The organism is Micromonospora sp. NPDC049679, assembly GCF_040659735.1.
Taxonomy (GTDB): Bacteria; Actinomycetota; Actinomycetes; order Mycobacteriales; family Micromonosporaceae; genus Micromonospora_I.
In genome coordinates, this window is record NZ_JBFANZ010000025.1 from 12,195 (window position 1) to 28,316 (window position 16,122).

General features: G+C 71.4%; 19 protein-coding genes. 6 read left to right on the forward strand and 13 right to left on the reverse strand.

The annotated features are described in order from the left end of the window. The first annotated feature begins 11 nt into the window (after positions 1–11). Entirely contained in the window at positions 12–605 is a 594-nt protein-coding gene (locus AB0J06_RS17505; RefSeq protein ID WP_357429634.1) for a pentapeptide repeat-containing protein, read from the forward strand. 9 nt (positions 606–614) lie between these two features. Here the strand turns inward: AB0J06_RS17505 and AB0J06_RS17510 are convergent, their stop codons facing one another. The 6 genes from AB0J06_RS17510 to AB0J06_RS17535 all read right to left on the reverse strand — a co-directional run bounded on the left by AB0J06_RS17510 (position 615) and on the right by AB0J06_RS17535 (position 5,327). Beyond that, the gene (locus tag AB0J06_RS17510; protein ID WP_357429777.1) at positions 615–1,499 is read right to left on the reverse strand and encodes a diacylglycerol kinase family protein; all 885 of its coding nucleotides are present in this window, start codon (positions 1,497–1,499) and stop codon (positions 615–617) included. A 125-nt stretch (positions 1,500–1,624) separates the two neighbouring features. Beyond that, positions 1,625–2,560: a twin-arginine translocase subunit TatC gene (gene tatC, locus AB0J06_RS17515; RefSeq protein WP_357429636.1), complete on the reverse strand. Its 936-nt coding sequence runs from the start codon at positions 2,558–2,560 to the stop codon at positions 1,625–1,627. A gap of 18 nt (positions 2,561–2,578) precedes the next feature. Continuing rightward, positions 2,579–2,869: a Sec-independent protein translocase subunit TatA gene (gene tatA / locus AB0J06_RS17520; RefSeq protein WP_357429639.1), complete on the reverse strand. Its 291-nt coding sequence runs from the start codon at positions 2,867–2,869 to the stop codon at positions 2,579–2,581. A gap of 178 nt (positions 2,870–3,047) precedes the next feature. Continuing rightward, positions 3,048–3,293, reverse strand: a complete 246-nt coding sequence (locus AB0J06_RS17525) for a hypothetical protein (RefSeq protein ID WP_357429779.1) — start codon at positions 3,291–3,293, stop codon at positions 3,048–3,050. Positions 3,294–3,306: 13 nt separating this feature from the next. After that, the gene (locus tag AB0J06_RS17530; RefSeq protein WP_357429641.1) at positions 3,307–4,332 is read right to left on the reverse strand and encodes a YafY family protein; all 1,026 of its coding nucleotides are present in this window, start codon (positions 4,330–4,332) and stop codon (positions 3,307–3,309) included. Beyond that, positions 4,329–5,327: a WYL domain-containing protein gene (locus AB0J06_RS17535; RefSeq protein WP_357429643.1), complete on the reverse strand. Its 999-nt coding sequence runs from the start codon at positions 5,325–5,327 to the stop codon at positions 4,329–4,331. Before AB0J06_RS17535 ends, AB0J06_RS17530 begins: the two co-directional genes overlap by 4 nt. Before the next feature lie 101 nt (positions 5,328–5,428). Here AB0J06_RS17535 and AB0J06_RS17540 point away from each other — a divergent pair, with 101 nt between their 5' ends. Next, positions 5,429–6,382, forward strand: coding sequence for a cation diffusion facilitator family transporter (locus AB0J06_RS17540; protein ID WP_357429645.1), 954 nt, complete (start codon positions 5,429–5,431; stop codon positions 6,380–6,382). Between the two features lie 52 nt (positions 6,383–6,434). After that, a complete protein-coding gene (locus tag AB0J06_RS17545; protein ID WP_357429647.1) occupies positions 6,435–7,517 on the forward strand; it encodes a DUF3866 family protein in 1,083 nt (360 codons plus the stop codon). Positions 7,518–7,561: 44 nt separating this feature from the next. Here the strand turns inward: AB0J06_RS17545 and AB0J06_RS17550 are convergent, their stop codons facing one another. The 4 genes from AB0J06_RS17550 to rfbA form a co-directional block, all read right to left on the reverse strand. Further along, positions 7,562–7,765 (reverse strand): hypothetical protein, encoded by a 204-nt coding sequence (locus AB0J06_RS17550; protein ID WP_357429649.1) that lies wholly within the window; start codon positions 7,763–7,765, stop codon positions 7,562–7,564. A 23-nt stretch (positions 7,766–7,788) separates the two neighbouring features. Then, the gene (gene pafA / locus AB0J06_RS17555) at positions 7,789–9,147 is read right to left on the reverse strand and encodes a Pup--protein ligase (RefSeq protein WP_357429651.1); all 1,359 of its coding nucleotides are present in this window, start codon (positions 9,145–9,147) and stop codon (positions 7,789–7,791) included. Positions 9,148–9,215: 68 nt separating this feature from the next. Next, entirely contained in the window at positions 9,216–9,839 is a 624-nt protein-coding gene (gene rfbC / locus AB0J06_RS17560) for a dTDP-4-dehydrorhamnose 3,5-epimerase (RefSeq protein ID WP_357429653.1), read from the reverse strand. Beyond that, positions 9,836–10,732, reverse strand: a complete 897-nt coding sequence (gene rfbA / locus AB0J06_RS17565) for a glucose-1-phosphate thymidylyltransferase RfbA (protein ID WP_357429655.1) — start codon at positions 10,730–10,732, stop codon at positions 9,836–9,838. The genes rfbC and rfbA overlap by 4 nt, the downstream gene beginning before the upstream one ends. 89 nt (positions 10,733–10,821) lie before the next feature. On the opposite strand from rfbA, the gene rfbB reads away from it, so the two are divergent. From rfbB to AB0J06_RS17580, 3 genes are read left to right on the forward strand one after another with little or no spacing between them, the layout of a single operon-like run. Beyond that, positions 10,822–11,838, forward strand: a complete 1,017-nt coding sequence (gene rfbB, locus AB0J06_RS17570; RefSeq protein ID WP_357429657.1) for a dTDP-glucose 4,6-dehydratase — start codon at positions 10,822–10,824, stop codon at positions 11,836–11,838. Beyond that, positions 11,835–12,713: a dTDP-4-dehydrorhamnose reductase gene (gene rfbD, locus AB0J06_RS17575; protein ID WP_357429660.1), complete on the forward strand. Its 879-nt coding sequence runs from the start codon at positions 11,835–11,837 to the stop codon at positions 12,711–12,713. Before rfbB ends, rfbD begins: the two co-directional genes overlap by 4 nt. Before the next feature lie 37 nt (positions 12,714–12,750). After that, the gene (locus tag AB0J06_RS17580; protein WP_357429662.1) at positions 12,751–13,794 is read left to right on the forward strand and encodes a glycosyltransferase family 2 protein; all 1,044 of its coding nucleotides are present in this window, start codon (positions 12,751–12,753) and stop codon (positions 13,792–13,794) included. A 196-nt stretch (positions 13,795–13,990) separates the two neighbouring features. On the opposite strand, the gene prcA is transcribed toward AB0J06_RS17580, so the two are convergent. From prcA to AB0J06_RS17595, 3 genes are all read right to left on the reverse strand, one after another. Then, positions 13,991–14,827: a proteasome subunit alpha gene (prcA, locus tag AB0J06_RS17585; protein WP_357429664.1), complete on the reverse strand. Its 837-nt coding sequence runs from the start codon at positions 14,825–14,827 to the stop codon at positions 13,991–13,993. A 54-nt stretch (positions 14,828–14,881) separates the two neighbouring features. Further along, positions 14,882–15,721 carry a proteasome subunit beta gene (gene prcB / locus AB0J06_RS17590; RefSeq protein ID WP_357429666.1) on the reverse strand — a complete coding sequence of 280 codons (840 nt, stop codon included), beginning with the start codon at positions 15,719–15,721 and terminating at the stop codon, positions 14,882–14,884. Between the two features lie 163 nt (positions 15,722–15,884). After that, positions 15,885–16,100, reverse strand: coding sequence for a ubiquitin-like protein Pup (locus AB0J06_RS17595; RefSeq protein ID WP_357429668.1), 216 nt, complete (start codon positions 16,098–16,100; stop codon positions 15,885–15,887). Positions 16,101–16,122: the final 22 nt, after the last annotated feature.

Sequence of the window (16,122 nt, forward strand, 5' to 3'; positions counted from 1 at the left end):
GGCCGGAAACGATGACCGAGTTGATCGAGGACAGCTCCTTCCACAACGAGGACTGGTACGGCGAGGAGCTCATCGACCGCGCCTACACCCGGTGCAGCTTCCGCGACGTCGATCTGACCGAGGCGATCAGCCGGGGCACGGTGTTCACCGAGTGCACCTTCGGCAACGTCCGCCTCAACGCCTCCCGGCACGTCGACTCGGCGTTCCTGCGCTGCACCTTCACCCGCTGCAACCTCTTCGAGGCCGAGTTCACCGGCTGCAAGCTGACCGGCAGCACGTTCCACGAGTGCGCGCTCCGTCCCCTGCGCGTGATCGGCGGTGACTGGTCGTTCGTGGCGTTGTCCGGCGCGGATCTGCGGGGCGTCACCGTCCAGGGGGTCCGGATGCGGGAGGTGGACCTGACCGGCGCCAACCTGACGGAGGCGGTGGTCTCCGACGTGGACCTGTCCGGGGCGCAGTTGCACAGCGCGAGGTTCACCCGGTGCGACCTGCGCGGCAGCGACCTCACCGCGCTCGATCCGACCACGGTCGAGTTGACCGGGGCGGTCATCGCCGCCGCGCAGGCCGTCGTGATCGCGCAGGCGCTCGGCCTCGAGGTGCGCTGACCGACGCGCTCAGCCCAGCAGCCGCACCGCCCCCGGCACGGCGGTCACGGTCACCGGCAGCGACGTGGCCCGCTCCCCGTCGACGTACGCGGTGATCTCCCGGGCGTCCAACTCCACCGTCCGCGCCCGGAAGCTGCGCACCATCGGATGTTCGACGTGCGTGCCCTGGTAGACCTGCGGTTTTATCCGGGTCAGAGTGGCCCGGCTGACCGGCCCCGCGATCACGACGTCGAGCAGCCCGTCGGTCAGGTCGGCGGCGGGGCAGATGCGCATGCCGCCGCCGTAGCTGGCGCCGTTGCCGACGGCCACGAGCACCGCGTCGAGCTGGTGCTCCTCGCCGTCGAGACGCAGCGTGTAGCGGCGCGGCCGAAGCCGGGCCAGCTCGACCAGGATCGCGATGTCGTAGCGGCGCGGTCCGCGCGGCCAGCGCATCCGGTTGGCCCGCTCATTGACGATCGCGTCGAAGCCGGCGGCGAGCACCGCGCCGTACCAGCGTTGCGTGCCGTCCGCGCCGGTCATCCGGGCCAGATCGACGCGGCGGGTGCGGCCGGCGGCGAGGGCCGCCACGATCGCGTCGACCGCGGCGAGGGGTTCGGCGGGGAACCGGGTCTCGACGGCGAAGTCGTTGCCGGTGCCGGCCGGCACCGGGGCGAACGCCACGGGGGTGCCGGCGACGGCCTGCAGCGCCAGGTGGACGGTGCCGTCGCCGCCGACGGTCACGAGCGCGGCGGCGCCGTCGGCGACCGCGGCGTGGCAGGCGGCCTGAGCTTCGGCGGGGGTACGGGCGTCCAGCAACCGGACGGGACGGCCGGCGGTGCCGAGCCGCTCCAGGACGGTGGGGAGCAGCCCGCGGTGTCGTCCCCGACCGGCGGTCGGATTGGCGAGCACCACCACCGGCCCGTCGGGGAGCGTCCCGCCGAGGGCGGGTTGGCCGGCCGGGACGGGCCCGGCGTCGGAGAGATGATCGTGCACGGTCACGGCGAGCACCGTACCCCCTCGTCGCTCCGGCGCCGCGCCCGTCAGGTCATGTCGTCGTAGCTGCGTTCGATCGGCTTCGGCGGCGCCACCGGGGTGGCCGCCTCGATCCGCTCCCCCGTTTCGACCGGGTCCGGCGCGTAGTCGAGCTCCGACGCCTCGTCGTCGTCGATGCCGGCGTAGACCTCCTTGCCGCGCCCGCGCCGCCGGTCGTTGAGGAATGCGACCCCGACCGCGGCGAAGTAGAGCGCGCAGAGGCAGATCGCCAGCGCGGTCATGCCGAAGGGGTCGGGCGTCGGCGTGACGATCGCCGAGAAGGCGAAGAACACGAAGACCGCGACCCGCCACCAGCTGAGCAGCTTTTTCGCGCTCGCGATGCCGACGAAATTGAGCATCAGCACGACCAGCGGGAACTCGAACGCCACCCCGAAGAGCAGGATCAGGTTGGTGACGAACGAAATGTAGCGGGTGATTTCCAGCGTCGTGTTGATGTCACTGCCGGAGATCTGCAGCAGGAATTCCAGGCCCTTCTGCACCACGAAGAAGGCCAGGAAGGCGCCCATGGCGAACAGCGGAGCCGCGAGGGCGGTGAAGACATAGGCGTAGCGCCGCTCGTGCCGGTGCAGGCCGGGCGCGATGAACGCCCAGAGCTGATAGAGCCAGACCGGACCGGCGACGATGAGCCCCACCCACAGCGCGATCTTCAGATCGAGCAGGAACACGTCGGCGACACCGAGCTGAACGAAGTTGCACACGCCGGTCAACGGGTCCTTGGAGCCGGGCAGGTTGCAGTACGGCTGCTCCAGCAGGTTCCGTACGTCGTCCTTGAGCCAGAATCCGACGCCGAAGCCGACGAGAATGGCGAGGGAGGCGCGGAAGAGCCGGGTGCGCAGTTCACGGATGTGCTCGATCAGGGTCATCGAGCCGTCGGCGGCGCGCTCGAACTTGGTCGGACCGCGGCGGCCCAGTGCGAAGCCCACGGTGGTCGGGCCTCCGGATCAGTTGTCGCGCGTGCGCTGCACGGGGTCGGTCACCGGCGCCTGGTAACCCGGCTGGTGCACGCTGCTGGGCTGGATCACCGGGTCGGGCGTGTACGGCTCGCGACCGTGCTGCGCGTCCGCCTTCGCGGCCAGGTCCCTGTCGTCGTCGGCGAGGCTCTTCGTCTCCGCCTTGATGATCCGCAACGACCGGCCCAGCGAACGGGCCGCGTCGGGGAGCCGCTTCGCGCCGAAGAGCAGGATCAGCACGACCACGAGTACGGCGATGTGCCACGGCTTCAGGGCGCCCATGGGATGCTCCAGTTGATCGGTCGGTTCGGGGGGTGGTGACGTGCCCCATCGTACGTGCGTCGGCGGTCGACGCCACCTGCCAGGTCGACGTGCTTCTCACCCGGCGGGTGAAGTCTCGGCCACGAGCGGGTGACGCGTCAACGGACGTACGGCCTGATCTTCCGCCGGGCCGAGCGCGCTACTGCGCGCGTTTCGCCTTGATGCCGGCGATCCGCTCCTGTGCTGTCTCGGCGCGTTGCTGCAGCCCTTCCAGCCGCTCCTGGAGCTGGTCGGCGCGTTGCTGCAGCGCCTCGGCCTGCGTCTGGCGCTGCTGCAACGCCACGGCGGCCCGGTGCAGCAGGGGCAGGCGGGCGAGCACCGGCCGCGCCGCCAACGCCAGGATGATCAGCGCGAGCAGCACCACCGCGACCACGATCCACGTCATCACGGCGGTCAGCCTAACGGGTGGACGACGGTGTCGCCGGCTGCGGCACGGGTGGCACCGCGTACGCGTCGAGCGCTGCCGCCGCCTCGGCCCGGACGGCCTCGACAAGCTCGGCCGGGGACACGACGGTGACGTCGGGGCCGAGCCCGAGCGCGAAACGCCGCGCCCAGGCCAGGTCGGTGACGCGCATCGCGACGATCCACTCGTCGCCGGGGCCGGACCGCACGTCCTCGCACGGGTAGTACTCGGTGATCCACCGGCCGCCGCGCCCGACGCGCAGCGTCATCAGCGGGAGGTCGGGGGTGGGCTGGAAGACCCCGTCGCTGACGTCGTGCAGCTGCGCCTGGGGTGGGGCCACCGCGGGCTCGTCGAGTTCGGTGAGGGCGTCGATCCGGTCGGCCCGGAAGAGCCGCACCGCCTCGGCCCGCCGGCACCACGCCTCGAGGTAGGCCCGGCCCGCGACCATCAGCACCCGGAGCGGGTCGACGGTGCGCTCGGTGGTCTCGTCCCGGGCCGCCGTGTAGTAGGTGATGCGCAGGGCACGCCCCCGCTGCACGGCGCCGCGCAGCGTGTCGAGCCGGTCGCCGTCGCCGGGCATCCGCACGGCCACCGCCGCACCCACCAGGTCACCCGCCGCGCTCTCGATCTTGGCCAGCGCACGTTCGATCGCGTCCCGGTTGGCCATGCCCGGCGTCTCGGCCAGCATGCGCAACGCGACCACCAATGCCAGCGCCTCGTCGGGGGTGAGCCGCAGCGGCCGGTCGATCCCGGCGTCGTAGGTGATGGTGACGCGGTCGCCGTCGAAGGCCATGTCGATCAGGTCGCCGGGCCCGTAGCCGGGCAGCCCGCAGACCCAGAGCAGCTCCAGATCCTCGCGCAGCTGACGCTCGGTGACGCCGAGGTCGGCGGCAGCCTCGGCGACGTCGATGCCGGGACGCGCCAGCAGGTAGGGCACCAGGTTGAGCAGCCGACCGAGCCGGTCGGCGGAGGTGCGGGACGCGCCCGAGCGGGGCCCCGGGGTCCGGTCGGTGACGGTCATGTCAACACCTCCACGATCGCCGTCTCGTGCCCGGTGGCGATCTCCTTCAGCCGCTGGATCACGGCCTCGCGCACCTCGGGCGGGTCGAGCACGCGGATGTCCGCGCCGTAACCGACCAACGAGGCGGCCAGTCCGTCCGGATCGGCGTACCGCAGGATCAGCCGGTCGCCGTCCGGCTCTGAGCGGCACTCCTCGGCCCAGCGCCGCAGCCCGGCAGCGCGCCCGGGGCGGGCCAGCACGGTGGCGCGGCCGGTCCGTTCGACCGGCCCCGACCAGCGGGCGACGTGGCTGATCAGGTCGACCCCGGCGGGCGGTGGCGGGTAGGCGCCGGCACGCCCGGTGGCGCGAACGGCGCCGACGATGCGGGAGAGCCGGAAGCAGCGCACGGCCCCGCGGTCGAGGTCGTGGCCGACCACGTACCACCGGCCCCGCCAGCAGACCACTCCCCACGGCTGCAGCCGCCGGCTCGTCGGCGCGTCCCGCTCCGGAACGCGGTATTCGAAGGTGACGGTGCGTCGGTCGCGGGCGGCGGTGGTCAGCGGGGCGAAGGTCGGGTCGACGGTGACCACCGGCTCGACGCCCAGGGTGGCGTGCGGATCGACGTCGATGCCCGCGGCGCGCAGCTTGGCCAGCCCCGAGGAGGCGGCGGCGGCGAGCCCGGCGTGCCGCCAGAGCCGGGCCGCGATGCCGACGGCGGCGGCCTCGTCCGGTTCCAACGGGATGTCCGGCAACGCGTATTCGCGACGGGCGATCCGGTAGCCGGGCTCGGTGTCGAAGACGCTAGCGGTGCCGGTCTCCAGCGGCACGCCCAGCTCGCGCAGTTCGGCCTTGTCGCGCTCGAACTTGCGCTGGAATGCCTCGTGGTCGCGCGCGTCCTCCGGGTCGTGCTCGTAGCCGGGCACGGTCGCGGCGATCTGCGCGGCGGTCAGGAACCGCCGCGTCGACAACAGGCAGATCACCAGATTGACCAGGCGCTCCGTACGGGTCCGCGACACGCCTCGACGCTAGCAGTGTCGGCGGTCCAGCAACGTCCGCGGCACGGCCTGTGCACACCATCACGCCCGACCGCGCCGTCGCTATCCGGCAGAATCTGCCCGTGTCGGACAACGAACGCAACTCGGCCAGCGTCCGCACCGTCCTCGTCGCCGGCGGCGCCAATTTGGGCGTCGCGATCGCCAAGGCCGTCGCCGGCCTCGCCTCCGGCTCGGCCGCCATGCTCTCCGAGGCGGCGCACTCGGTCGCCGACACCACCACCGAGGTGCTGCTCTTCATCGCGCTACGGCGGGGCAGTCGGCCGGCCGATGACCGACACCCGTTCGGGTACGGCAAGGAAAGCTACGTCTGGGCGCTGATGGCGTCGGTCTTCCTGTTCGTGGGCGGGGCCGGCTTCTCGGTCGCGCGCGGAATCAGCACGATCCGGTCCGGTCAGCACACCGGGGACTACCTGGCGTCGTACCTCGTATTGGTGGCCGCCTTCGTGCTGGAGGGGACTTCGCTGATCCGCGCGGTCCGGCAGGTGCGGGGCGAGGCGCGGCGCTCGCGGACGACGCCGCGGCGTTTCCTGCGACTCACCGGCGACACGACCGTGCGGGCCGTGGTGATGGAGGACAGCGCGGCCCTCCCCGGCCTGCTGTTCGCCGCGGTGGGGCTCGCGCTCTCCCAGATCACCGGGAACGAACTCTGGGACGGGCTCGCCTCCATCACGATCGGCCTGCTGCTGCTCGTGGTCGCCACCCTGCTGGCCCGCACCAATATCTCGCTGCTGGTCGGGCGGGCGGTCCCGCGGCGGATCCACACGGAGATCCACGACGAGTTGGCCGGGGTGCCGACGGTCGAGCGCGTCGACACGCTGCTCACCATGCAACTCGGCCCGGACGACATCCTCGTCGCGGCCAAGCTCGACTTCGCGGACCACGCGAGCGCCGCGGAGGTGGAGGCCGCCGCCACCGAGGCGGAACGCCGGCTCACCGCCCGCTACCCCGCCATCCGGTACGTCTTCCTGGACCCCACGCGCGGCGGCGTACCGCCCCGGCGGGACAGCGCGCCGTGATCATGGCACCCGCGCTCCCGGGCCGGGACCGGTGAGCCGATAGCGTGCCGACATGGTGCGATGGCGAGCAGGCACGGTGACGGCGCTACGCCGGCGGTGGCACGGCGCGGTCGAGTTGGACGTGGCGGTCGACGACGGCGGGACGCTGCGCGCGCTGGCCTATCCGTCGCTGGTCGGCGAGCCCGAGCCGGGCGACCGGGTGCTGCTCAACGTCGGCGCGCTGGTGATGGGATTGGGCACGGGCGGCTACGCGCTGGTTGTCGCGCTGCCGGAGCGGTTGCCGGCCGATCCACCGGACGAGGGCACCACCCGCGACGCGGGCCACCTGGTGAAGGCCCGCTACACCCCGCTGCAGGCGATCCTGCTGGGCGCGGACGAGGAGGCGTCACCGCACCGGGCGGCGCTCGCCGACATGGACGACCTGGACGGCATGCCCGTGGTCACCGCCGACCTGCACTCGGCGCTGCCGGCCATCCTGGCCGGTGCCCTCGCCGACCGGCCGGGCGTACGGGTCGCCTATCTGATGACCGACGGCGGAGCGCTCCCCGCCTGGTTCTCCCGCACCCTGGCGGGCCTGCGCGACGTGCTCGCCGGCACCGTCACGGTGGGCCAGGCGTTCGGCGGCGACCTGGAGGCGACCAATATCCATAATGGACTACTGGCGGCCCGGCACGCGCTCGGCGCCGAACTCACGATCGTCGCGCAGGGGCCGGGCAACCTGGGCACCGGCACCCGGTGGGGGTTCTCCGGCATCAGCGTCGGCGAGGCGGTCAACGCGGCGGCGACGCTCGGCGGACGGCCCGTCGGCTCGCTGCGCATCTCCGGCGCCGACCCGCGCCCACGGCACCGCGGACTCTCCCATCACAGCGTCACGGCGTACGGGCGGGTCGCCCTGGCCGGCGCGGACCTGGTCGTGCCGGAGGGTCTCGACCCGACGCTCGCCGCGCAGGTGGACGACGCGCTAACGGCGTTCCCCGGACGGCACCGCCTGGTCCGCGTGGCCTGCGACGGGCTGGACGCGGCCCTGCGCGCCGCGCCCGTGCCGCTGTCGACGATGGGGCGCGGGCTGGACGCCGACTACGGATACTTCCTCGCCGCGGCCGCCGCCGGTCGGCACGCCGTCGCCCTGCTGTAGCGCCGATCCGACCGGGCAACACCCACCGGTGGACCGCCACGCGGTCAGCTCAGCACGATGAGCGCGATCCAGCCGCCCACCATGAGCGCCAGCGCCAGCGCGAGCACCCAGGTCGGGACGGTGTACTCGCCGCGTCGGTTACGCGCGATCTCGTTCGCGACCTTCTGCCGCCGGCGGTCGAGCCAGTTCGCGCGCGGCTGCGCGGGGTCGCTCTCGGCGCCGTCGCGGGAGGGTTCGGGATAGGCCATAACGCGATCGAGCGTACCCGCCGTCACATGCTCGCGATCAGCCGCTCCACCCGCTCGTCGTAGGCCCGGAACGGGTCCTTGCACAGCACGGTGCGCTGCGCCTGGTCGTTGAGCTTGAGATGCACCCAGTCGACGGTGAAGTCGCGCCGCTTCTCCTGGGCGTGCCGGATGAACTCGCCGCGCAGTCGCGCCCGGGTGGTCTGCGGCGGCGTCTCCTTCGCCTCGTAGATCTCCAGGTCGGTCGCGATGCGGTCGACCTGGCCGCGCCGCTCCAGCAGCGCGTAGAGGCCGCGGCCACGGCGCACGTCGTGATAGGCCAGATCCATCTGCGCCACCCGCGGGTGCGACAACGGGAGGTCGTGCTTGGCCTGGTACCGCTCGATGAGGCGCAGCTTGGTGACCCAGTCGATCTCGCGGGACACCGGCTCCAGATCACCGGTCTCCACCGCGCGCAGCACCCGTCCCCAGAGCTCCACCACCCGTTTCGCGGTCTGGTCGCCGCCGCGCCGTTCCACGAACTCGGCGGCCTTGCTCAGGTATTCCTGCTGGATCTCCAGCGCGCTCACCTCCTTGTTGGAGGCGAGCCGGATCTTGCGCCGTCCGGTGATGTCGTGCGAGACCTCGCGGATCGCCCGGATCGGGTTCTCCAGCGACAGGTCCCGCATCACCACGCCGGCCTCGATCATCCGCAGCACGAGGTCGGCGGTGCCGACCTTGAGCAGCGTGGTGACCTCGTTCATGTTCGAGTCACCGACGATGACGTGCAGGCGGCGGTAGCGCTCGGCGTCGGCATGCGGCTCGTCGCGGGTGTTGATGATCGGCCGGGACCGGGTGGTCGCCGACGACACCCCTTCCCAGATGTGTTCGGCCCGCTGCGACAGGCAGTACACCGCGCCCCGCGGTGTCTGCAGCACCTTGCCGGCGCCGCAGATCAACTGCCGGGTGACCAGGAACGGGATCAGCACATCGGCCAGGCGCCCGAACTCACCGTGCCGGGACACCAGGTAGTTCTCGTGGCAGCCGTAGGAGTTGCCGGCGGAATCGGTGTTGTTCTTGAACAGGTAGATCTCGCCCGCGATCCCCTCGTCGTGCAGCCGCTTCTCGGCGTCGACGAGCAACCCCTCCAGGATCCGCTCCCCGGCCCGGTCGTGGGCGACCAGGTCCGCGACGGAGTCACACTCGGGGGTCGCGTATTCGGGGTGGGAGCCCACGTCGAGGTAGAGCCGGGCGCCGTTGCGGAGGAACACGTTGCTGGAGCGTCCCCAGGACACGACGCGGCGGAACAGGTAGCGGGCCACCTCGTCCGGCGACAGCCGCCGCTGTCCGCGGTAGGTGCAGGTGACGCCGTACTCGGTCTCAAGCCCGAAGATTCGCCGTTCCATGAACAGACATTAGCCGCCCGAGGCCCCGGATGGTCACTGTCAGGCGAGGGCGTCGCGCCTGTCGGTGCCTAAATTCCCTCCGAGTACGGCATTCCGCCTGGCCGCAGGCCCTCCACAAACGACCGACACGTCTCGTACGACGGCAGCAGCCCCGCCTCGCGGGCCTGCGCGAGACTCGGCGCCGCGTCGTCGCGCGCGGAGAGCAACGGCGTCTCCACCGGCCATTCGATCGCCAGCTCGGGGTCGAGCGGATGCACCGCGTGCTCGCCCGCCGGGTTGTAGGTGGTCGAGCAGAGGTAGCTCAGCGTCGCGTCGTCGGTCAGCGCGCAGAAGCCGTGCCCGAGCCCTTCGCCGAGGTAGACGGCGCGGCGGTCCACGTCGTCGAGGCGCACCGCCTCCCACTGGCCGAAGGTCGGCGATCCGATCCGGATGTCGACGATCACGTCGACGACCGTGCCGCGCACGCAGGTGACGTACTTGGCCTGGCCGGGCGGCACGTCGGCGAAGTGGATGCCGCGCACGACCCCGCGCGCGGAGACCGAGAGGTTGCCCTGGGCGAGCCGCAGCGGATGTCCGACCGCGGCCGCGAGCCGGTCGAACCGGTACCACTCCATGAACAGCCCGCGCGGGTCACCGTGCTGCTGCGGGGTGATCTCCCACGCGCCCTCGATGCTGAGCGGTCGGATCTTCATCGCTGCACGCCCCCGTTCGGCGTCTCGTGCGCCTCGGTCAGCAGGCCGAGCAGATAGTCGCCGTATCCGCTCTTGGTCAGCGGCTCGGCCAACGCGCGCAGCTGGGCGTCGTCGATCAGCCCCGCCCGCCACGCCACCTCCTCGACGCAGCCGATCTTCATGCCCTGCCGCTCTTCGATGACCCGGACGAACTCGGCGGCCTGCATCATCGAGGTGAATGTGCCGGTGTCCAGCCAGGCGGTGCCGCGGTCGAGGACGGTGACGGTGAGCTGGTCCTTTTCCCGGTACGCCTCGTTGACCGCCGTGATCTCGAGCTCGCCGCGGGCGCTCGGGGTCAGGTTGCGGGCGATCTCCACGACGCGGTTGTCGTAGAAGTACAGGCCGGGGACCGCGTAGCGGGACTTCGGAGCGGCCGGCTTCTCCTCGATCGAGAGCACCCGCCCCTCGGCGTCGAAGTGGACCACGCCGTACTCCTGCGGGTTGGCGACCGGGTAGGCGAAGACCCGGCCACCGACCAGGTCTCCGTGGCTGGCCAACTGCCGGCCGAGGCCGACGCCGTGGAAGATGTTGTCGCCGAGAATGAGCGCGACGGACTCGTCACCGATGAAATCCGCACCCAGGACGAAGGCCTGGGCGATCCCCTCGGGCTTCGCCTGCGTCGTGTATTCCAGCCGCAGCCCGAACTGGCTGCCGTCGCCGAGCAGCCGCTGGAACTGGCTCTGATCCTCCGGGGTGGTGATCACCAGGATCTCCCGCACTCCCGACATGACGAGGGTGGAGAGCGGGTAGTAGACCATCGGCTTGTCGAAGACCGGCATAAGCTGCTTTGACACCGCATGGGTGATCGGCCACAGCCGGGATCCGGTGCCGCCGGCAAGAAGGATTCCACGCACGCCGGGAGCCTACCGGCAGGCATTCCAACGCGCTGTCGCCGACGCACCCTGCCGGTTGTCGTCCGTCCGTCGCGTAGACTCCCGGACCCGTGAGGATCCTCGTCACCGGCGGAGCCGGATTCATCGGGTCTGAGTACGTGCGCATGCTGCTCAGCGGGCCTTCTGGCGCGCCTGGCGGCGCCGGCTCGACCGCACCGCAGCTCGCGCCCAGTGCCGTCACGGTTTTGGACAAACTGACCTACTCCGGCAACCTGGAGAATCTCGCCGTCGTACGGGATGATCCGCGGCTGCGCTTTGTGCAGGGCGACATCTGTGACCCCGCCCTCGTCGACGAGATCGTCGCGGGTCACGACGTGATCGTGCATTTCGCCGCCGAGTCCCACGTCGACCGCTCGATCAACGGCGCCGCCCCGTTCGTCACGACCAACGTGCTCGGCACCCAGACGCTGCTCGACGCCGCGCTGCGGCACGGCACCGGCCGGTTCGTGCACGTCTCCACGGACGAGGTCTACGGCTCGATCGAGGAGGGCTCCTGGACCGAGGGCTGGCCGCTCTCGCCCAACTCGCCGTATTCGGCCTCCAAGGCCGGCTCCGACCTGCTCGCCCTCTCCTACCACCGCACGCACGGCATGGACGTCGTCCTGACCCGCTGCTCCAACAACTACGGGCCGTACCAGTTCCCGGAGAAGGTGATCCCGCTCTTCGTCACCAACCTGCTCGACGGCGGCACCGTGCCGCTCTACGGTGACGGTGGCAACATCCGCGACTGGCTGCACGTCCACGACCACTGCGTCGGGATCGCCCTGGTTCAGGAGAAGGGGCGGGCCGGCGAGGTCTACCACATCGGTGGCGGGACGGAGCTCACCAACAAGGAGCTGACCGGACGGCTGTTGGAGGCCTGCGGCGTGGGATGGGACCGGGTCGTGCCGGTCGCCGACCGCAAGGGGCACGACCGCCGCTACTCGCTGGACATCAGCAAGATCAGCGAAGAGCTGGGGTACGCGCCGAGCATCGACCTGGAGCGCGGCCTGACCGAGACCGTGCAGTGGTACCGGGACAACCGGGCCTGGTGGGAGCCGCTCAAGGCCCGCGCCGGCGTGGCATGAGCGGGCGCTGGCTCGTCACCGGGGCCGGGGGCATGTTGGGGCGGGATCTGCTCGCCGTGCTCGCCGCCCGTGACGACCTGACGGTAACCGCGGCGACCCGCGCCGACCTGGACATCACCGATCCGGACGCGGTCGCCGCGGCCGTCGCCGGCCACGACGTCGTCGTCAACGCGGCGGCCTGGACCGACGTCGACGGCGCGGAGACCGACGAGGCCGCGGCTACCGCGATCAACGGTGACGGGGTGGCACACCTCGCCACGGCCTGTGCCCGCGGTGGCGGTCGACTGATCCACGTGTCGACCGACTATGTCTTCCCCGGCGACGCCGCCGCCCCGTACCGGGAGGACGGCCCGACCTCGCCGGTCAACGCCTACGGCCGCAGCAAACTCGCCGGCGAGCGGGCCGTGGTCCGGCTGCTGCCGGAGAGCGGCTACGTCGTGCGCACGGCGTGGCTCTACGGCGCGCACGGCGCCAACTTCGTCGCCACCATGCTGCGCCTGGCCGTGGAGCGGGAGCAGCTCGACGTCGTCGACGACCAGCACGGCCAGCCGACGTGGTCGTTCGATCTGGCGCAGCGGCTCGTCGCGCTCGGCGACGCCGCCCGGGCCGGGCTCGCTCCGGCCGGCGTTTACCACGGCACCGCCTCCGGGCAGACCACGTGGTACGGCCTGGCTCGCGCCGCGTACGCGCTACGCGGCCTGGACCCCGACCGGATCCACCCGACGACCAGCGAGCGGTTCCGTCGCCCGGCGCCCCGGCCGGCGTACAGCGTGCTGGGGCACACACGGTGGCAGCTCGCCGGCCTGCCGCCCATGCGGGACTGGCACGACATGCTCGCCGACGCCTTGCGAGCCGGCGTGGCGCTCCCGGTATAGTGCACCCTCCCCCCACACGCACCAGGAGAACTCCGACATGTCCGACGGGACGGCCAGCGCGGACGCCAGCAATCTGCCGCAGGTCAGTGCGATCGTCCTCGCCTGGAAGGCCGAGCCGTTGTTGCGCCGGTCGGTCGAGACGCTGCTCGCCTCGGCCAAGGTGGACGTCGAGGTGATCCTCGTCGACAACGGCTGCACCACCGACGACGTCGAGGTGCTCGGCAAGCTCCCCGGCGTGGTGGTCGTGGGCGAGGGCGAGAACCTCGGCTTCTCCGCCGGCTGCAACCTCGGCGTCGCCGCGTCGCACGGCGAGTACGTGGCGCTGGTCAACGGCGACGCGATCGTCGAGCCGAACACGCTGTCCCGACTGGTCGAGGAGCTCGGCAAGCCGGATATCGGGATCGCGGCCGGCGCCGTCCGGCTGGCCGACGAGCCGGATCTGCTCAACTCCAATGGCAACGAGGTGCACGTGCTGGGAGTGAGCTGGATCGGCGGCTTCCGGCAGCGGGAGACGCGGGTGGAGCCGACCGAGACGGCCGGGGCGATGGGCGCCTGCCTGGTGACCACCCGGGCGCATTGGGACCGGCTCGGCGGCTTCGACCCCCACTACTTCGCGTACCACGAGGACGCGGACCTCTCGATCCGCACCTGGCGGGTCGGGCTGCGGGTGGTCAACGTGCCCGACGCGGTCGCCTTGCACCGCTACGAGTTCAGCCGGAACAGCTTCAAGTACTACCTGGTCGAGCGGAACCGCCTGATGTTCGTGGCGACTCTCTGGGGTCGGCGGTCGCTGCTGCTGCTCGCGCCGCCCCTGCTCGCGCTCGAAGCGGTCATGCTGCTGCTCGCGGTCAAGGAGGGCTGGATCCGCGACAAGCTGCGCGGGTACGGCTGGCTCTGGCGACACCGCCGGCATCTGCGTGAGCGTCGACGGATCGTGCAGGCCGAGCGCACCGTCCCGGACCGGGAGTGGATGCGGGTCCTCACCGACCGGTTCAACACTCCGCTGATCAACCCGCCGGGCGTGCGACTCCTCAACGCCTCCATGTCGGCGTACTGGAGCGCCGTGCGCCGCTGGATCTGACCACCCGCGGGTCGCTGTCGAGCTGAACCGTCTGTGCCATCAGCTCGACAGGCCTCGGCGCTCGACAGGTGTCGGTGCGCAGACCGCCGAGGGCGGCCGGCGCGCCGGGGCCGACACGACGCGGGGCCGACAGGCCTGGGCCACAATGCCGATGGCGCCCGCGAACCGCGGGCGCCATCGTTACCGCTCGGAGTCGTTACTCGTCGCGCGGGTTGTCGGCCTTGTCCTCGAGATCTGCCGAGGCGGCGGACGCGATCGGCTTCTGCGGCCCCGGCTCCGGGGTTTTCGGGGGCTCGTCGCGCGCCTCTCCCGGCTCGGCGACCTTGGCCGCCGCGTCGCCGTCGAGGAGCGCGGTCAACGCGGCGCCGGTGATGCGGCGGAAGGTACGACCCTTGCGCCGCCGGTCCAGGATCGCGACCTCCAGTTGGTTGGCCGCGATCGTGCGGGCTGCGCCCCCTTCACCGCCGACGCTGCTCAGCGCCTGCAGAGCGAGCTTCACCGCGTCGCTCAGCGGCATGTCCGCCCGGTGGCTGGAGCGCAGCACGCCGGAGATCGCGTCCGCCTGGCCGCCCATCGCCATGCAGCCGGGCTCGTCGTTGACCGACCCGTCGTACGTGAGGCGGTAGATCTCGTCGTCGTCGGGCGTCAGCCCCACCTCCGCCACGCAGATCTCCACCTCGAACGGCTTCGACTGCTCGGTGAAGATCGCGCCGAGCGTCTGCGCGTACGCGTTGGCGAGGGCGCGGCCGGTGACGTCGCGCCGGTCGTAGCTGAGCCCGTTGAGATCGGCCATCCGCACGCCGGCGCGGCGCAGGTTCTCGAACTCGTTGTAGCGCCCGACGGCGGCGAAGCCGATCCGGTCGTAGATCTCACTGACCTTGTGCAGGGCGCTGGACAGGTTCTCCGCCACGAAGAGCACGCCGCCCTCGTAGCTGAGCACCACGGCGCTCCGCCCACGGGCAATGCCCTTGCGGGCGAGCTCGGAGCGGTCCCGCATGATCTGCTCGGGCGAGGCGTAGAACTGCATTGCCACGGCGGCGGTTCTCCTTCGACCTGGTCTGACGGGGTGCGATGGTGGGCGGCGGGGTCAGCCCCCGGGGTTCTCCATACGGCCGGCGACCACCGCTTCGGCGACCGCGGCCATCTCGGTCTCGGTCAGCCGGTGGGTGCCCTCCGCGGTCGCGGTCATGACGACGGGGTAGATCTTTCGGGACAGGTCGGGGCCGCCGGTGGCGGTGTCGTCGTCGGCCGCGTCGTAGAGTGCCTCGACGGCGAGCCGTACGGCGTCCTCGGTGCTCAGCCCGGGGCGGAAGCGCTTCTTCAACGCGGACTTGGCGAAGAGCGAACCGGAGCCGATGGCGTCGTAGCCGGTCTCCTCGTAGGGGCCGCCCGTGACGTCGAAGCTGAAGATGCGGCCGGCGCGGGCCGGGTCGGTGGCGGCCAGGTCGAAGCCGGCGAAGAGCGGGATCACCGCCAGCCCCTGCATCGCGGCGCCGAGGTTTCCGCGGATCATCGAGGCGAGCCGGTTGGCCTTGCCGTCGAGGGAGAGCACCGCCCCCTCGATCTTCTCGTAGTGCTCGAGCTCCACCTGGAACAGCCGCATCAACTCGATGCCGATCCCCGCGGTGCCGGCGATGCCGATGAGCGAGTAGGCGTCGGCGGGGTGCACCTTCTCGATGTCGCGGCTGGCGATCAGGTTGCCCATCGTCGCCCGCCGGTCGCCGGCCATCACCACGCCACCGGCAGTGGCGATGGCGACGATCGTGGTGGCGTGCGGGGCGAGGTCGGCGGCGAGCCCCGGCGGCAACGGCCGGCGGCCGGGCAACATCTCGGGCGCCACCCTGCTCAGGAACTGGGTGAAGGAGGACGTCCCCGCGTTGGTGAAGACATCGGGAAGACGCCCGGATGGATCAAAACCCGCTGCCACGTGGTTCCCTTCAGGTACGTGATCGTCTTGGCCCGGTTGGTGCCGAGATGTCCCGGCCTGACCGAGCCCGCCGTTGCAGTTGAAGCAGAATATCCCCGCACCCGTCAGGTGCGATCATCACGGTCCGATGCGCGATGTCGACCGGAGATAACGGGCGTTCCTCTCACTCGCCCCCTTTTTGCACGTAACCCCGCACGAACTCCTCGGCGTTCTCCTCCAGTACGGAGTCGATTTCGTCGAGCAGATCGTCGACGTCCTCGGTGATCTCGGCGTGCCGCTCGGCGACCTCCGGGTTGGCCTCGGCGGTCGCCTCGTCGATCTCCTCGTCGCGACGCGCCTTGCCGGGCTGCGACTGACCGCCGGTGTCACGGGTAGCCATCTGGGTTCCTCCCTCAAGCCTC